Source organism: Aestuarium sp. (assembly GCF_023253315.1).
GTDB classification, from domain to species: domain Bacteria; phylum Pseudomonadota; class Alphaproteobacteria; order Rhodobacterales; family Rhodobacteraceae; genus Marivivens; species Marivivens donghaensis.
Window position 1 is genome coordinate 54,435 of record NZ_JALRGW010000007.1, and the last position, 15,479, is coordinate 69,913.

Consider the following 15,479-nt stretch of genomic DNA (forward strand, 5'->3'; position numbering starts at 1 on the left):
GGACGGATCAAACGTCCGCCGATACACCGTTTGATTGCGGTAAAATGAGTATCCCAGATGTATAAATTTTATTCTTTGATCAAAAATTTAATTCTGGGGTTTGGTGTAAAAAGAATTACGTTCTGTTCACCACCGAACGAAATTTGGCAAAATTTTGGGAATTTTCAAAAAACAAGGGTGCATCTACGCACTTTACGTTAGTCTGATCCGCCGATGTAGGTGCTGCGCTACCCCTTTGGGAATTCCTGATACTTCGGAATGCTTTTCTAACTCTTCGTACGCGATAATCATCAAATCTGAGTTATCAGATAGTTCCGCTCTGGTTGTCTAACGCAAACAGAGAGTGCCTTAAATATTCAGTTTCATCCTCGCTGCCTTCAAAATGCTCCTCACATTTTTCGGGGCCGCCAGTGGTGAGATTAAGTCAAAGCCTCGACGGGTTCTTGCGTCATCTCTTGTAACGATGTTGCTCTCAATTGGACTTCCACAGGCCGCTGTCGCACAGTTCTATGACGTTGCAGGTGGTACGCTCGATTTTTCTGGTGGACCAACCTCGGGTTTCCCAAACGCGATTGGTGAGAGCTATACATATCCCAACGTAATCACGATTGGTGGGGCCCAGATCGACGCTAAGGTCGAAGTTGTTGGCTTGTCCAATGCTACCATTGGGGCATTCGACAGTACCAGCAACCCATATTCGACCAATGCTTACTTTCAGCCTAACCTCACTATGAGTGCCGTTGGCGGGTATGCAGAGTTTGCCTTTACCTTTTTGGATGGCAGCACTCCGGTAACGCTGGAAAACGTCTACATCAACACATACGACCTCGATGGTTCGGGGGGTAATCCGGGTAAGCAATTTACAGATTTTTCGGGTATCACGAGCTTTGCTCTAGACGCCAATACAAAGCTCGAAGCGGTCGACCAAGGGTCGGGCGTCACTCGTTTCTTGCCGATCGTTGACACTGATAACATTACCTCAGCCCCTGGCACGGCTGTCGGTGACCAATACCGAGCACGTGTTTTCTATAGCACGTTGGCATCGCCCATTCGAATTAAGATTGGTGACCAAACGCAAAGTGGCCTTGCCTATTACGGGATCGACTTCAGCCAAGGTATTGCTTACGCAAACCCTCCTGTAGATGAACCTATTGCAGCCGACCCGCTTCTGCGTCTTACCAAAAATTTGCCAGTAATTAGTTCGCTCTCTGACGGCGCGGATATCGGTGACACGATAGAATACACGATCACCGCTGAAAACATCGGCGTTGTCGATGTCACCATGGGTTCGTTGACCGATACGTTCACAAGAACAACAAACAGTATTGCTTCGGCGATCACTCCGGCGGGCACTCTGTCGTCTGCTTCATGTTCCGGTGGCGCAAACAGCAGCGACGCAGTTCTATCTGCAAACGAAACCTGCGTATGGACCTATTCTTACACACTCGTTGCAGCGGACTTGAACGCCGACACGATTGAGAACATTGCGACCCTCCCATACACCGTCGATGGCATCAATTACATTGACCTCGAAAGCTCTGCTTCGGGCAATGAAACAACGGGGACACCGACGAATAATAAATATTCTGGTACGGTCACTCAGCGTCAAATCCTGATCCGAGAGTTGACGGCGCAAAAGACGGTCACGTCGGTTGCTGATACGAATGGTGACTTGAAGGATTCGGCCGGCGATACCGTGAACTTTGAGATCACAGTGTCGAACACAGGTGAGGTCGACTACGAGTCTGTATCCCTGTCGAACGATACTCTGACACGCGGTACCGATGGTACGGGCGCGACCTTGACCATGACGGCTCCGTCGACGAACGATAACACCTTAGACACGACATTGGCAGTTGGCGAAACATGGACCTACACAGCGTCTTATGTCCTGACCCAAGATGACATTGATGCCGGTGGCGTTTCCAACATCGCTACCTTCACAGGTACGCCGCGCAATTCAATCACTCCCGAAAGCGTTGAGACTAGCTCGACTGGTAACACGACGATTGGTGCAGGGAATGGGTCTGCCACGTCCAAGGTAATTACGCAGGATCCCAGCATCAACGGCACCAAGACTGCGGCGTTGACCAACGATGTGGGCAGCGATGGCTTTGGCGTTGGCGATACAGTGACCTACACCGTGACGGCGACGAACACCGGCAACGTCACTCTGACGAATGTGGGCGTGTACAGCGATACGTTGACGCAAGCGGACGATACCGCTCCTGCGAACAGCCTGTCGTCCTTCACGATCGAAACCAACGGTTCGACGACACTGGCGCCTGGTGAGAGCGTGTCGTTCACAGCGACCTATCTTGTGGACCAAGCCGACATCGACGCTGGTGGTTTGTTGAACACGGCCACCGTGATCGGTACGCCTCCGTCCGGCACAGGCAACGAGGTCACCGACGTGACGGACGATGCTGACGACGCCGACGGCAACACCGATGACGACAAGACTGAGTTGCGTTCAATTAAAAATCCTGTGCTTGAAGTTACGAAGACTGTTGATGACGCATCTCTTGATGACGGTGTGCGTGCGGGCGATGTTCTGGTCTACACGATTACGGCCAAGAACGTTGGTAACGTCACTCTTGATACAGTGACGATCGCAGATACGCTGACCCCGACGGGTGGAACGGGGATCTCTCTGACGCCTGTGTTTGACGCGGAGAGTGACGCTGGTTCGGATCAGAAAATCTCGGTCGGTGAAACTTGGACGTGGACTTATGAGTACGCTCTTCTCCAGTCTGATCTGGATGCAGGTGGTGTTGCCAACGTGGCTACGGTCTCTGCTGAAGATCCGCAGGGCGATCCTGTTGTGGCTCAGAGTAAGGTTGACGGGAACACCAACGCAAACGGTGATCCAACCTCGACTGGCTTCCCTGGTGAAATCAGTGGTTCGGTGATCGAGTACCAAGCGGGTGTGCCGAATATCGAGGTCTACTTGCTGGAAGAAACGTCGCCGGGTGTCTTTGACTATGTGATTGACCCAGAGACGCAATCGCCAGTGACGACGATCACTGATGAGAACGGTGACTATACCTTTGTTGGTCTGCCAGCGGGGAGCTACGGCGTGGAATTCCACAACCCCGAAGCAACCTCTGAACCGACAGCTACAAGCGCTGAGTACACGGAAACTGCGAACCGCATCACGGGGATTGCAGTGGAGGCAGGTGCTGTCGAGATTGATCAGGACGCGTTCTTGGTCGACCCGAGCGGTGTAGTCTATGACTCGCTGTCCTATGCACCGATCAGTGGCGCTGTTGTGACCCTCTACTATCAAGCGTCTGCAGGTGCAGCCTCGACCGTTGTTCCTGACAGCTGGCTTGATACAAACTTGGGTGATGCGAACGGCGTAAGCACCGCGGCTGACGGTCAGTACACCTTCTTCCTTGATCCGAGTGTTGCTCAGGACGGCATTTATTCGATCCAGGTTGTGAAGGCGGGCTACAGCTACGTTTCCCAGATTATCGAGCCGAATGTCGGCCCGTATAATCCGGGTCTGGGTGGTTCGGTTGTGAACATCAGCAGTGATGCGACAACAAGCGACACGATGGATACGACGTATTACACATCGTTCCGCATGGTGTTTGATGCTTCAAACATTAACGCGACCTCCAACGGTGTGGCTCAGAACCACATTCCGTTGGACGCGTCGATTATCCCTGAGATCGAGGAAGATCTGACCGAAATCCTCAAGGATGACCTTGCTGCGACGATGACCCAGCATAGCCGTCAGATGTCGAGCTTTGCGGCTGGTGCGCTGAACCGCTTGAAACAGCGTGATGCGAATACCTGTGCGGCAGATATCGCTGATATCCTCGAGCAGGCACCGGTTCAGTTCGCAACGGCTTCGGCTGTGATCCTGCCGCAGAGCGCGGGAACGCTGGATGCCATCGCGGGTCTGTTGGAAACCTGTCCTGAGGCTGCATTCGAAGTTGCAGGTCACACTGATGACCGCGCAAGCGACGAGTACAACTTGCAGCTCAGCCAGTCTCGTGCGGCCTCTGTTGTGGCGGCCCTGCGTCAGCGCGGCGTGCCGGTCGATCGCTTGGCCTCTGCGGGCTACGGTGAGAGCCGTCCGATTGCAGACAATGCGACCGAAGAGGGACGTCAGCTGAACCGTCGTGTGGAGTTTGTGCCGCTCGAAGCGCAAGCCATCGAAATGCCGTGCCGTGATACGACCGAAGTGGATCGTAACATTGATCTGCAGGCGAACGAAAACGGTGTCTCTGGAAGTGGTGACTTCAACAGCGAAACCCGCGACTGTGCGATTGATGGCTGGCGTATCTTCTCGGGTTCGCTGAGCTATCTTGAAACGGATGATGGCATCGCACAGGGTATGTTCTCGCTGAACTATCGGGTCGAGCGTTTCGTGAACAACGACCGCGTCTCGGGCTGGTTCGTGGGCATGTACTCCGCGAAGGATGACATCACAGGTCTGGCAACCGGCGAGATCAATGGCTTCGGTCTGAACGGTGGCATCTACGGTGCGCTCCGCCTGCAGGAAAATCTGTTCGCAGATTACTACTTGGGTGCAGCGGCTGGCCGTCACACGTTCAACCTCGACTTCGATCGTCCGCTGGGCACGATCAATGTGGATGGGTTCTACACCTACTACGCATTGTTCGCTGGTGGCGCGCTCTCGGGTGAGTTCGACGTGAGCGACTATGTCATCGCGCCGCGCGTCGGTGTTGACCTCGCTTGGTCGCCGGGTGGTGAAGCCGATCTGACAGCAAGCCGCGCAGGCTTCGAAGAAGCGGGTTCGCTCTCGACGGGCACTGTCTCTGGTGGTCGCGTGTTCGCTGAGGTGAGCTTGGTCGATCTGCTGGTGGATCAGCCAGAAGTGCTGAGCTTCACCCCGCGTGTGTTCTGTGATCGTGGTATCGGTTCGACTGAGACCAGCTGTGGCTTCGGCGCGACGATCGAGTTCTCAAGCGAGAACGAGCGGACAGGCGAAACCTTCGGCATCGCCCTCGACGTTGAAGGCACAGAGGACAGCGAACGCTACGCTCTGACCGTCAATATGGGTCAGCCGCTGTTCGGTGGCCAGCTCGAGACCTCAGGCGGTGTGACCCAAAGCGGTAACCTCGACCTCGGTCTGAACTTCTCTAAAGAGTTCTAAGAAAATAGGTGAGCGTGTTTCTGACACGTTCACCATCCCAAAACCAAAATCGGCCGCGCATCGTGAGAGGCGCGGCCGATTTGTTTTTGGGATTTTGAAAGCCTTAGCTGCGCATCAAGCTGGGCAGATCACCAGTGAGGCCAGCGGCCTCACGGACGAAATTGCGGCGTAAGGCGGGGATGGAGTTTACCACGCCCATGCCCACATCACGCACCGCCCGCAGCAGCGGGTTGTCGTTCGAGAAGAGTTTGTTGAACGTGTCCGTCGCGACCGCGAGCGTTGCCGTGTCAAAGCGGCGCCATTGTTGGTATTTGTTCAGAACGATTGGGCTACCGATGTCCTGACCTGTGTGACGCGCATCGCGGAGCACGTCGGCGAGCGCCGCGATATCCCGTAGACCAGCGTTCAGGCCTTGACCCGCAATGGGGTGCATCCCGTGGGCCGCATCACCAACCAGAGCGATACGATCGGCGATAAAGCTATTCGCGAGGGTGAGGTTCAGTGGATAGGTGAACCGCTTTCCTTCGAGGCTAATCTCGCCGAGAAAGCTGCCAAAGGCGGGTTTGAGGACCTCGAGGAAGGTCGCATCATCCATTGCGGCACATTCGGCGGCGCGGGCGTCAGTTTCGCTCCACACGATAGAGGAACGGTTGCCTTTGAGCGGCAGGATGGCCAGTGGGCCGTGCGGCATAAAGAATTGATGGGCGACACCGCCATGGGGTTTTTCATGCGCAACGGCGCAGACGATGCCCGTTTGTCCGTAGGTCCAACCTGTGCGTTTGATGCCAGCGCGCTCGGCGGTGCCTGATTTGCGTCCGTCACAGCCAACCAGCAGGGCCGCAGTCAGCGTTTTGCCCGAGGCGAGCGTGACGCTGATCCCGTTTTCGGTCAGCGATTGGGCGGTCACGGTTTCGGGTGCGTAAAGGGTGATACGGTCGCTTTCCTCCATTGCTTCCATAAGGGCAGGGCGGAGGTGGCGGTCTTCGACCATGTAGCCCATCGGGCCTTCTTCGATTTCGGCGTGGTCGAAATGGAGCATCCACGGGGCAGGGCCTTGGCCTGCGATACCGTCGGTGACTTTGATCTCGAGCATTGGTTCGGCGTGGGCCGCGACTTTGGACCAGATGCCGATCCCTTTGAGCAGGCGTTGAGACGCGAGGGCTAGCGCATAGGCTCGACCGTCAAAGGATGGGTCCTTATAAGTGTCGAGCGGCACAGTATCGATAACCCCGACCGAGAGGCCGAAGTGAGCAGCAGCCAGAGCAAGCGCGGGGCCGTTTAGAGCGCCGCCGACGATCAGAATATCGTGGTCATGGGTCATGGCGTGAATATGGGCCAATTCGCGGGATTGTCCATGCGACATCGTCCCGCTAGCGTTGAGTCAATTGTACGAGGGAGATTGCCATGCAGGATTGGCGGTGGATGACAGCGGCAGACTTGGGTCGCGGGATCGGTTCGGGGGAAATTGACCCCGTTGAACTGACAAAGGTGTTTCTGACCGCCATCGATGAACACGAACATCGCGACCGCATTTATGCGCGGGTCACGCCTGAGCGAGCGTTGGCAGAAGCAGAGGCAGCGTCAAAGCGGGCCAAGGCGGGTTTGCGGCGGTCTGCGTTGGATGGGGTGCCGATCAGCTGGAAAGACCTGTTCGATACGGCGGGGACCGCGACAGAGGCGGGGACGCTTTATCTAAAGGATCGCGTGCCTTCGCGGGATGCAGAGGTTTTGCGGAACGCGACCGCTATGGGTTTGGTTTGTTTGGGTAAAACCCATATGACCGAGATAGCCTTTAGTGGTTTGGGGTTAAACCCGATTACGGCAACGCCGCCTTGTGTGAACGATCCCGAAGCCGTTCCCGGTGGATCGTCGTCGGGCGCTGCGGCCTCGGTCGCCTTTGGTTTGGCCGCCGCCGCGGTTGGGTCGGATACGGGTGGATCGGTGCGGGTGCCGAGCGTTTGGAACGATCTGGTCGGTCTAAAGACAACGCATAGTTTGCTGTCGCTTACGGGCGTGGTGCCGCTGTGTAAGACTTTTGATACCGTCGGGCCGCTCTGTCGGTCGGTCGAGGATGCGGCCCTGATGCTGGGTGCATTGGGTGGGCGCGTGGCGGACATTCACGGCGCTTCGCTCGAGGGTGTCGAATTCGCGATCTTGGACACCATTGGGATGGAGGATTTGCGCGATGCACCTCTGGCTGCGTTCGTCAGCGCAGTCGAGCGGTTACAGGCGGCTGGCGCAAAGGTTCGGCATGTTCGATTTGAGCCGCTGCGACGGGCGTTCGAATTGGCGGGGGTGCTTTATACCGTGGATGCCTATGCCTATTGGCAAGACATCATCGAGGCGGACCCGTCGAAAATGTATCATCAAATTCTGACCCGAATTCGTGCTGGGGCAGGGTTTACGGCTGTTGATTACGTTTCGGCTTGGGCGGAATTGATGGAAATTCGTGACGAATATCATGCGATGATGGCGCGCTTTGATGCGGTGATCCTGCCGACAGCGCCGATCCTTCCGCCCAATGCGGCGCGGCTTGAGACGGATGGAGATTACTTCGTTTCTGAAAACCTCATGGCCTTGCGCAATACCCGCGTGGGCAACCTGATGAACTGCTGTTCCGTGACGCTTCCGACGGGCGTTCCGTCCTGTGGCATCATGCTGAACGCGGCGCCAATGAGCGAAGCGCGATTGCTGCGGATCGGTGCAGCGGCAGAGCGCGCCTTGGCCTAAATGCCACATTTCTGACGCGGGGCGCTCTGGATTCGTTCCGTTTTTCTGGACAGCGCAGGCGGTCGGGGGTTATCAAGGTACAAAGCGGGACGAAAATGATCTCGCAACTTTGAGGCAGAAATGATCTATCCGGAGCGGTTCTCGAACCTTGCGGACTACGCATTCCCGCGTTTGCGGGCTCTACTCGACGTCCATGAACCGGGCGGAGAGCCTCTGGCGTTGACCATTGGAGAGCCACAACACGCGTTCCCGTCGTGGGTTGGGGATGTCTTGGCCGACAACATCGCTGGTTTCGCGAAATACCCGCCCAATGATGGCGAGCCTGATCTGCTGGCCGCAATTTCTGCATGGATTGACCGTCGCTATGGCGTCGTCGTTGGGCCTGATCGGATCATGGCGCTGAACGGCACGCGTGAGGGACTGTATAACGCTGCAATGGCGCTCTGCCCTGAAACGAAGAACGGCAAACGGCCTGTCATCCTGACGCCGAACCCGTTCTATCAAGTCTATATGATCGCTTCGATTTCGGTGGGTGCGGAGACTGTTTTCGTTCCTGCGACTGCCGATAATGGGTTCCTGCCTGACTATGCGTCGATGCCAGCGGATGTGCTGGATCGCACGGCGATTGCTTACATCTGTTCCCCATCGAACCCGCAGGGTGCAGTGGCGTCGCGGGACTACTGGCGCGAGCTGATTGCGCTGGCCGAGAAACACGATTTCCGCATTTTCGCAGACGAGTGCTATTCCGAGATTTACCGCGATGAAGCGCCTGTGGGTGCTCTTGAGGTAGCCGCCGAAATGGGTGCGGACCCAGAGCGGATCACGATTTTCCATTCGCTGTCCAAACGGTCGAACTTGCCCGGTTTGCGGTCTGGTTTCGTTGCGGGCGGGACAGAGTCTATACGGCTGATCCGTCAATTGCGGGCCTATTCGGGTGCGCCTCTGCCGCTACCTATACAACGTGTATCTACACGTGTTTGGAGCGACGAAGAGCACGTGATTGAGAACCGCGCGCTCTACAACGCGAAATACAAGATGGCCGAAGAGGTTCTGGGGAACCTGCCTGGCTATCACACGCCCGAGGGCGGATTTTTCCTGTGGTTGCCTGTCGAAGACGGCGAGGCGGCTGCATTGAAGCTATGGCGAGAAACCGGCGTGCGTGTGCTGCCCGGCGGATATCTGAGCCGTGATGTTAACGACAAAAACCCCGGTAAGGGGTTCATTAGGGTCGCCATGGTGGCTCCGATGGAAGAGATGCGACGCGGTCTGACTTTGATCCGCGAATGCCTCTACGATTAAAGGGATTTTGGTATGGCCTCTTATTCGACACGTCAGCGCGACCCGCTCTTGGATAGCACCACGCAGGCTATTCTGGAAAAACGTGGCAAAGAGCTTTTGGGCCTCGGCCTGATTGCACTGGGGGTCATCGTGGGGCTGATGGTTGGGTCCTATTCGCCCGAAGATCCAAGCTGGATGCTCGCCACCGATGCGCCTGTCCAAAACTGGATGGGCCGTATGGGTGCGTCGATTGCCGCGCCGTTGATGCTGGTCGTTGGCAAGGCGTCGTGGTGGCTGGCGCTGATCCCTATGGTTTGGGGGCTGCGGTTGACGCTGCACTACGGCGCAGAGCGTGCCTTTGGTCGTTTGGTGTTTTTCCCGATCCCGATTGTCGTCGCGGCGATCTATTTTGCGACATACTCTGCCGATCCAAGCTGGACGCATTCGTTTGGTTACGGCGGGATGCTTGGTGATACGGTTCTGGGCATGATCCTGACGCCGCTCGTGGCGGGTTCCCTGCTGTGGGTGAAGGTCGCGGCCCTGATTTCGGGTATCGCGATGCTGGCGCTGGGTGCGTTTGTGCTGGGCTTTACGATGCCAGAAATTCGCACGGGCTGGCGTTTCTTCCTCTATGGCCTCGTTGTCCTCTACGATCTGATTTTGCGCCTTGTTGGGCGCGGTGCGGATATGTCCGTTCGTGCGGCGCAGGTTGGATATGCCAACGTACAGAGCCGTCGTGATCAGGCTCGCAGTGATCGCAAATATTCCCAAGACGAGATTGACGCGTTCTACGCTGTGCCTGATCCAGAAGAGCGTCAGCGCGTGGCGAATGTTGTTCGTAGTAACCCTATCACCGCTGATACGATGCCGAAGATGCCGAAAATCGTTGCTGCGGCGACGATGGCGGCTGCAGCACGTCCTGCGCAGGCAGAGGCCTCTGGTCTGCGCGGCCTGATGCCGAAAATGTTTGGTCGTTCGCCTGAGGTGGAGCTAGAGCCAGAATTGATCGAATCCGAGCCGCCGATGATGGCAGGTTCGCAAGCGCCTGACGATGATCGTATTCGCGCCCGTATTTCTGATGTGATCCGTAACCGTAACGTCCAGCCTGTGGTTGAGCAAAAACAGCCGCCGATCGTTCGCACGGCAGACGGCGTGCGGATTGAACCGACCTTGGTTGCGGGGCGTGGTCCTCGTCCGCTCGTCGCGCAGCCTACGATTGCGGCGCCTCATTCTGTTGAGCCGCCAGTGATGCGTCAGCCGATGCCAGAGATGGGCATGGAGATGCCGCAGTGGGACGATGAGACCGAAATTCTTGTCGATGGCGACGACTCCAACATCTTTGCTGACATTGATCGTGATGACTACGAGCCAGACTATGAACCTGCGCCGATGCCGCAAATGCGTGCTGCGCCGATTCCGACGGCAGAGCCGCGTCGTCTGGTTCAGAACTCGTTGAAACGGTCTGTTGTTCCGTCGAAGCAGGCGCGTGCTGAAGCCCAGCCTTCGTTGTCGTTCGAAGACAAAGGGATGGACTATGAGACGCCACCGCTGAACCTGTTGATGGACCCAGCGGATGTTGAACGTCACGTTCTGTCCAACGAAGCGCTCGAAGAAAATGCACGGATGCTCGAGGCGGTTCTGGATGACTATGGTATCAAAGGTGAAATCGTATCGGTTCGCCCCGGTCCTGTTGTCACGATGTACGAACTTGAACCTGCGCCGGGTCTGAAGGCGAGCCGTGTTATCGGTCTGTCCGACGACATCGCGCGTTCGATGTCAGCCCTGTCCGCACGTGTATCGACGGTTCCCGGTCGTTCGGTCATTGGTATCGAACTTCCCAACGATAAGCGCGAGATGGTGAGCTTCCGCGAAATCCTGTCGAGCCGTGATTATGGCGATGGCAATCATCGTCTGCCGTTGGCGCTGGGTAAGGACATTGGCGGTGAGCCGGTCGTGGCGAACCTCGCGAAGATGCCTCACTTGCTGATCGCGGGTACGACGGGTTCGGGTAAATCGGTTGCGATCAACACGATGATCCTGTCGCTGCTTTACAAGCTGACGCCAGATGAATGCCGTCTGATCATGATCGACCCGAAGATGCTCGAACTGTCGGTCTATGACGGCATTCCGCACCTTCTGTCGCCTGTTGTGACGGACCCGAAAAAGGCGGTCGTTGCCCTGAAGTGGGTCGTTGGTGAGATGGAAGAGCGCTATCGCAAGATGTCCAAGATGGGCGTTCGCAACATTGAGGGTTACAACGGTCGCGTTCGCGATGCGCTGGCGCGCAACGAGATGTTCGAGCGTACGGTTCAAACTGGATTTGACGAAGTGACGGGCGATCCGATCTTTGAAACCGAAGAATTCGCACCAGAAGCAATGCCCTATATCGTCGTTATCGTCGACGAAATGGCAGACCTTATGATGGTTGCGGGCAAGGAAATCGAAGCCTGTATTCAGCGTCTGGCACAGATGGCGCGTGCTTCGGGTATTCACCTGATCATGGCAACGCAGCGTCCGTCCGTGGACGTGATCACCGGCACGATCAAGGCGAACTTCCCGACGCGTATTTCGTTCCAAGTGACCTCGAAAATCGACAGCCGCACCATTTTGGGTGAACAGGGTGCCGAACAGCTGCTCGGTATGGGCGACATGCTCTATATGGCTGGCGGTGGCCGCATCACGCGTATTCACGGCCCATTTGTCAGCGACGAAGAAGTCGAAGAAATCGTGACCTATCTGAAGTCCTACGGCCCGCCAACCTACGTCGGCGGTGTAGTCGAAGGTCCAGATGAGGACAAAGAGGCTAACATCGATGCAGTCCTTGGCCTAGGCGGTAACACGAATGGGGAAGACGCCCTATACGACCAAGCCGTTGCTATCGTGATCAAGGACCGTAAATGTTCCACCTCCTACATCCAGCGGAAACTGGGCATCGGCTACAACAAAGCTGCGCGTCTGGTTGAGCAAATGGAGGACGAAGGTGTGGTTTCGTCTGCGAACCACGTCGGAAAGCGCGAAATATTGGTGCCTGAACAGCACTAAGAGCGAGAGGCGCGGAGGATGAGGACCCTCCGCGCCTTTTATCTTTTTACCGAATAACACTGGCTTGTTATCGCTTATCCGTTGGAAAACAGGTCGATTGTCCCCATGTTTTGGGGCAAGAACGCCTCGTTTGATAAAGGTAAGTTGATGAATAAACTTCGCCGTACATTATTGGCCGCCCCGCTTTTGCTGGCTGCACTGGGTGGGCACGCACTACGGGCTGAGCCTTTGTCGCTCGGGCAGATTTCGGATTTCTGGAATGGTCTCCAGACGGCTGAGGGCACGTTTACCCAGATCGCGTCTGACGGAACGATGTCGACGGGAACGCTGTATATTAAGCGCCCAGGTCGTATCCGCTTTGAATATGATCCACCCGAAGAGGCGATGGTGATTGCGGGCGGCGGGTCGCTCGCGATTTTTGACCCGCGGTCGAACACTGGCCCTGATCGCTATCCGCTGAGCGAAACGCCACTGAGCATTATTCTGCGTCGGGACGTTGATCTGACCGATGAAAGGATGGTGGTTGATCATCGTTCAGACGGGGCGACCACTCAGATCACGCTGCAAGACCCAGATCACCCTGAATACGGGAACATCAAACTGGTGTTCACCGACCCGCCGATGCTCAACCAGTGGATTGTCACGGATAACGCAGGTGGGCAGACGACGATGGTGCTGAATACGCTTCGGATTGGCGGACGGGTCCCAGACCGGTTGTTCAATATCATCGCGGAAGAACGCGATTGGCAGAAATAAGAAAGGCGGCCTAGGCCGCCTTTTCCATTAGAACCGTGCAGCGCGGCAGCGTAATAGCTGCTGTTGATACATGGTCGAACGATCTGCGACTTCGCCCGCGATCCGCACGAGCCACGATTTCGCGCGGTAAGTGCCGCGCAGGTAACCCGTCCGACCCTCGTGGTAGGCGAGGTATTGGTTACGGGTGTCGTTGAGTGGGATACCCGTGTCTTCGGTCGTTTGGGTCATATACCAACCCATGAAGTCGGTGGCGTCTCGGATGTCATCACGACGCGCGCCCATGCCGCCTTCGGCCCGTTGGTATTCGCGCCATGTTCCGTCCAAGGCTTGGCTATAGCCGAACGCGGACGACTGTCGACCCATCGGAATGACGCCCAAAGCATATTGATGCGGCGTGCGGTTGTTCGAGATGAATTTGCTTTCCTGATAGATCATCGCCATCAGAACATGGGGTTCGACGCCCCAATTGCGCTTTGCAGCGCGGAAAGCACTAACGTATTGCGGGCGCTCTGTCAGAATTGCGCAGGCGTTATCGAGGTTCCGCGGAGCGGTCCCTTCGCGCTCGCCACAACTGCCAAGCACCAGCACAACCAACAATGCGCGAAAGATTCTGCTCATCTGCCTCTCGCTCTCTATTTTTGAAGAAGTTTAGCCGATTTCAGCGGTCAATGAAACGTGAATCCCTGATTGCGTCATAAAGTTTACTGTGCGCGGGTTGATTTGGTTTACAGACTGTTTCCAACGTTTTGTCTCACTAGCGTAGACATTCGGGGTGAGGCACGGATAGTAGTTAACGGGGGTACTGCTATGCTTAAAACGCGCGCGCGCTATCAATTGGGTCAAGTTGTTCGACATCGGAAGCATCCCTTCCGTGGTGTCGTCTTTGACGTGGACCCAGAGTTTTCGAATACCAACGACTGGTATGAAGCAATCCCGGAAGACAGCCGACCCCGTAAGGACCAGCCGTTCTATCACCTTTTGGCTGAGAACGACGAAAGCTACTACGTCGCCTATGTGTCCGAGCAGAACCTCGTTGCTGACTACTCAGGCGAACCCGTTCGTCATCCTGACCTAGAAGAATTTTTCGGGGGCTTTCAGGACGGCCAATACGAAATGTATGTCCAATTTAACTGAGTAGCTGAACCTCGACGCCACACAACTGGGTGGGGGCATTAGTGCATAGCGCCGAGGGAAGCATATTGCAGCTACGATTGTATTATCTCTCCTTATGCGGGCAATCGCATGTTCGAATAAGGGCAGTCTGGTGGCGCGATCGGATATACCGCAGAGCAGTTGCACTATGCTTGTAGACTGTTTCGACCTTAAAGGTGGCTCTGCACTAGTTTTTGCGGTTTAGTCAGACTATCCCAAGGTTTGGATAGACTTGAGAGAAAGGCATTCAAACCATGAGAGTGACCTATTCCGAATTGGCAAAAACCATCGATGCGCTGACGGCGGGTGAAACCGATGAGGTCGCGCTGATGGCAACCGTTGCGTGTGAAGTGCATCACGCCGATGATCGGTTCGATTGGACCGGATTTTACCGTGTGGTTGAACCCGAGGTGCTAAAGATCGGGCCGTATCAGGGTGGGCATGGCTGTCTGGTGATCCCGTTTGCGCGTGGCGTGTGTGGCGCAGCTGCGCGGACCCAAGAGATCCAGCTGGTGCCTGATGTCGAAGCGTTCGAGGGTCACATCGCCTGTTCGTCCTCGACGCGGTCTGAAATCGTTCTGCCTGTATTTAACGGTGCGGGTGATCTGATCGGTGTTTTCGATATTGATAGCAATCAGCCAGACGCCTTTACCGAAGAAGATGCTGTGGAGTTGAGCGCCATTCTAGCGGCTGTGTTCGGGCGTTCCCTGACATGAGCGACGACTATAATCCGCCCCAAGATCCGCTTGTGGTTCTGCATCAAGACCATGAGATTTTGGTCGTCGACAAACCCTCTGGGCTATTGTCCGTGCCAGGGAAGGGTGAACATCTTGCCGATTGTCTGATCGCTCGGGTTCAGGCGGCTTTTCCCTCCGCGCTTCTGGTGCATCGTTTGGATCGGGACACGTCGGGCGTGATGATCTTTGGCCTGACGCCACATGCGCAGCGGCATTTGGGAAAGCAGTTCGAGGATCGACGCACGAAAAAGACATATGTGGCAAGGGTTTGGGGTGAAGTCGCCGCAAAGACTGGCACGATTGATTTGCCGTTGATCGTGGATTGGCCGAACCGTCCCTTGCAGATGGTGGACCATGAAAATGGGCGGTCTGCGGTGACGGATTATCGGGTGATGCGCGTTGGCAAAGGGGAGTCGCGGGTTAGGCTCTACCCAAAAACAGGGCGGTCCCATCAGTTGCGTGTGCATATGAAAGAGATCGGGCATCCGATTTTGGGCGACCCGTTCTATTCGACGGGCGCAGCCCGCGATTTTCCGCGTTTGATGCTACATTCAGAGACGTTGCAGTTCTTACACCCTGATGGTGGGCAGGGGATGCGGGTCACGGCTAAAGCGCCGTTCTAGTCATGAAAAAGGAGGGGCGAGCCCCTCCTT

Annotated in this window: 10 protein-coding genes; 8 read left to right on the forward strand and 2 right to left on the reverse strand. The window is 56.0% G+C overall.

What is annotated here, in order from left to right:
• The first annotated feature begins 463 nt into the window (after positions 1-463).
• A complete protein-coding gene (locus AC1QQ2_RS06060) occupies positions 464-5,131 on the forward strand; it encodes a DUF7507 domain-containing protein (protein WP_479712463.1) in 4,668 nt (1,555 codons plus the stop codon).
• Between the two features lie 103 nt (positions 5,132-5,234).
• Here AC1QQ2_RS06060 and AC1QQ2_RS06065 read toward each other — a convergent pair whose 3' ends face one another.
• Entirely contained in the window at positions 5,235-6,452 is a 1,218-nt protein-coding gene (locus AC1QQ2_RS06065; protein ID WP_479712488.1) for a UbiH/UbiF/VisC/COQ6 family ubiquinone biosynthesis hydroxylase, read from the reverse strand.
• Between the two features lie 83 nt (positions 6,453-6,535).
• Here AC1QQ2_RS06065 and AC1QQ2_RS06070 point away from each other — a divergent pair, with 83 nt between their 5' ends.
• From AC1QQ2_RS06070 to AC1QQ2_RS06085, 4 genes are all read left to right on the forward strand, one after another.
• On the forward strand, positions 6,536-7,861 hold the full coding sequence (locus tag AC1QQ2_RS06070) for an amidase (protein ID WP_479712464.1): 1,326 nt from the start codon (positions 6,536-6,538) through the stop codon (positions 7,859-7,861).
• A 120-nt stretch (positions 7,862-7,981) separates the two neighbouring features.
• Complete coding sequence (locus AC1QQ2_RS06075) at positions 7,982-9,160, forward strand: aminotransferase class I/II-fold pyridoxal phosphate-dependent enzyme (protein WP_292251942.1); 1,179 nt, start codon at positions 7,982-7,984, stop codon at positions 9,158-9,160.
• Positions 9,161-9,172: 12 nt separating this feature from the next.
• Complete coding sequence (locus AC1QQ2_RS06080) at positions 9,173-12,181, forward strand: DNA translocase FtsK (protein WP_479712465.1); 3,009 nt, start codon at positions 9,173-9,175, stop codon at positions 12,179-12,181.
• A gap of 147 nt (positions 12,182-12,328) precedes the next feature.
• Positions 12,329-12,937 carry a LolA family protein gene (locus tag AC1QQ2_RS06085; RefSeq protein ID WP_479712466.1) on the forward strand — a complete coding sequence of 203 codons (609 nt, stop codon included), beginning with the start codon at positions 12,329-12,331 and terminating at the stop codon, positions 12,935-12,937.
• Positions 12,938-12,964: 27 nt separating this feature from the next.
• Here AC1QQ2_RS06085 and AC1QQ2_RS06090 read toward each other — a convergent pair whose 3' ends face one another.
• Positions 12,965-13,555 (reverse strand): transglycosylase SLT domain-containing protein, encoded by a 591-nt coding sequence (locus AC1QQ2_RS06090; protein ID WP_479712467.1) that lies wholly within the window; start codon positions 13,553-13,555, stop codon positions 12,965-12,967.
• A gap of 189 nt (positions 13,556-13,744) precedes the next feature.
• Between AC1QQ2_RS06090 and hspQ the strand changes: the two genes are divergently transcribed.
• The 3 genes from hspQ (at position 13,745) to AC1QQ2_RS06105 (ending at position 15,449) form a co-directional block, all read left to right on the forward strand.
• The gene (gene hspQ, locus AC1QQ2_RS06095) at positions 13,745-14,071 is read left to right on the forward strand and encodes a heat shock protein HspQ (RefSeq protein ID WP_105233995.1); all 327 of its coding nucleotides are present in this window, start codon (positions 13,745-13,747) and stop codon (positions 14,069-14,071) included.
• A 272-nt stretch (positions 14,072-14,343) separates the two neighbouring features.
• Positions 14,344-14,805 (forward strand): GAF domain-containing protein, encoded by a 462-nt coding sequence (locus tag AC1QQ2_RS06100; protein ID WP_479712468.1) that lies wholly within the window; start codon positions 14,344-14,346, stop codon positions 14,803-14,805.
• Complete coding sequence (locus AC1QQ2_RS06105; RefSeq protein WP_479712469.1) at positions 14,802-15,449, forward strand: RluA family pseudouridine synthase; 648 nt, start codon at positions 14,802-14,804, stop codon at positions 15,447-15,449. Before AC1QQ2_RS06100 ends, AC1QQ2_RS06105 begins: the two co-directional genes overlap by 4 nt.
• The last annotated feature ends 30 nt before the right edge of the window (positions 15,450-15,479 follow it).

What these genes read in the sequence shown, in the direction of transcription:
- AC1QQ2_RS06060 (WP_479712463.1), top strand. Translation starts at nt 464, where the DNA reads ATGTTGCTCTCAATTGGACTTCCACAGGCCGCTGTCGCACAGTTCTAT.
- AC1QQ2_RS06065 (WP_479712488.1), bottom strand. Translation starts at nt 6,452, where the DNA reads ATGACCCATGACCACGATATTCTGATCGTCGGCGGCGCTCTAAACGGC.
- AC1QQ2_RS06070 (WP_479712464.1), top strand. Translation starts at nt 6,536, where the DNA reads ATGCAGGATTGGCGGTGGATGACAGCGGCAGACTTGGGTCGCGGGATC.
- AC1QQ2_RS06075 (WP_292251942.1), top strand. Translation starts at nt 7,982, where the DNA reads ATGATCTATCCGGAGCGGTTCTCGAACCTTGCGGACTACGCATTCCCG.
- AC1QQ2_RS06080 (WP_479712465.1), top strand. Translation starts at nt 9,173, where the DNA reads ATGGCCTCTTATTCGACACGTCAGCGCGACCCGCTCTTGGATAGCACC.
- AC1QQ2_RS06085 (WP_479712466.1), top strand. Translation starts at nt 12,329, where the DNA reads ATGAATAAACTTCGCCGTACATTATTGGCCGCCCCGCTTTTGCTGGCT.
- AC1QQ2_RS06090 (WP_479712467.1), bottom strand. Translation starts at nt 13,555, where the DNA reads ATGAGCAGAATCTTTCGCGCATTGTTGGTTGTGCTGGTGCTTGGCAGT.
- hspQ (WP_105233995.1), top strand. Translation starts at nt 13,745, where the DNA reads ATGCTTAAAACGCGCGCGCGCTATCAATTGGGTCAAGTTGTTCGACAT.
- AC1QQ2_RS06100 (WP_479712468.1), top strand. Translation starts at nt 14,344, where the DNA reads ATGAGAGTGACCTATTCCGAATTGGCAAAAACCATCGATGCGCTGACG.
- AC1QQ2_RS06105 (WP_479712469.1), top strand. Translation starts at nt 14,802, where the DNA reads ATGAGCGACGACTATAATCCGCCCCAAGATCCGCTTGTGGTTCTGCAT.